The organism is Methanoregula sp. (assembly GCF_002835825.1).
Classification (GTDB): domain Archaea; phylum Halobacteriota; class Methanomicrobia; order Methanomicrobiales; family Methanospirillaceae; genus Methanoregula.
In genome coordinates this window covers 1-1,014 of sequence record NZ_PIZH01000798.1, presented here as the reverse complement: position 1 = coordinate 1,014, position 1,014 = coordinate 1, and the positions used below count along the sequence as shown (strand labels likewise).

The 1,014-nt window shown below is 52.0% G+C and carries 2 protein-coding genes; both read left to right on the top strand.

From position 1 onward, the window contains the following. The coding region (locus tag CW742_RS15295) for a phage baseplate protein (RefSeq protein WP_292421903.1) at window positions 1-599 on the top strand (599 nt) is incomplete at its 5' end. Further along, complete coding sequence (locus tag CW742_RS15290) at window positions 596-889, top strand: hypothetical protein (protein ID WP_292421901.1); 294 nt, start codon at window positions 596-598, stop codon at window positions 887-889. The genes CW742_RS15295 and CW742_RS15290, both read left to right, overlap by 4 nt. Window positions 890-1,014 lie beyond the last annotated feature (125 nt).

Genomic DNA, 1,014 nt, shown 5'->3' with positions numbered 1-1,014 from the left:
ATCATCGGATGACAGATGAGGGAACAACCCAGCAGATCGTGATCGATGGCAAAACCTTCAAAGCCGTGAAAACAATCAACCTGACAAAAGAGACCACGCTCTGCAAAAGACGAGTTGAAGACCAGACCGAAATGTCGGATCATGCGATCCAGAATCCGGCGATCTTCGAGTTCGAACTCGAACTCCTGAACTCCGAGAACGAATACAACATCCTGGATGATCTCCAGGATAAGAAAACCTTGTTTGACCTGCTCACGCACCGCGGCCAGTATTCCAATATGTTCATCGTCTCGCTTTCTGACAGGAAGGCCAGCCAGCAAGCGAATACCACGACCGCAACCATCAAAGTCCAGCAGGTCCTGGTTGGGAAGGTCAGCACGGCCCCATTCACACAAAGTAAGGCCCTTGGCGAGGTTGCGACCCTGTCAGAAGATGCCTATCCCGGTAGTGCTACGCTAAAATATACCGTCATCGGCAAATGGCCCGACACGGTTGTCCCTGCCAGAGATCCCGAGAAAACGATCGTCCAGCATTGCGACGGTTTAGCGGGTAAAATCGATGCCCTTCGATCGATGAATAAAATGGTGCCGAAAGTATGACTGCCGTGGAAGCTCTGCCATTCAATACCGATCTGGGCTATCCCCAGAAACAAGCCGTGATAATCAACGGCATTGCCTATACAGCGTATTACCGTTGGAACCCGGAGGACGGCGGTTTCACGGTCCTGAAGATCGTCCGGAACCTGGATGCTGCGATTGTCTGCAATACCCGGATCGAGAACCTGACACCGGTCCGAGCTATGGAGCCGGTAACCATGATCCTGCAGGTCGTCGCGCTTCCATATTTGATCACATCATCATCCTGCGAGGTCTGGGTTGTCCATGACTGATCGCACATCCTGGATGAGGTTTGTTTCCGTGCAGATCGATTTCTATGTGATCATGAGAGACAACTTGGTAGTGGGGGTTGCGATCAAGGGAAGCAGTGCCGTGCAGGACACAACCTGGGAAATGA

Excerpts from the sequence above, each read along its gene's own strand:
- CW742_RS15290 (WP_292421901.1), top strand. The coding sequence starts at position 596 with ATGACTGCCGTGGAAGCTCTGCCATTCAATACCGATCTGGGCTATCCC.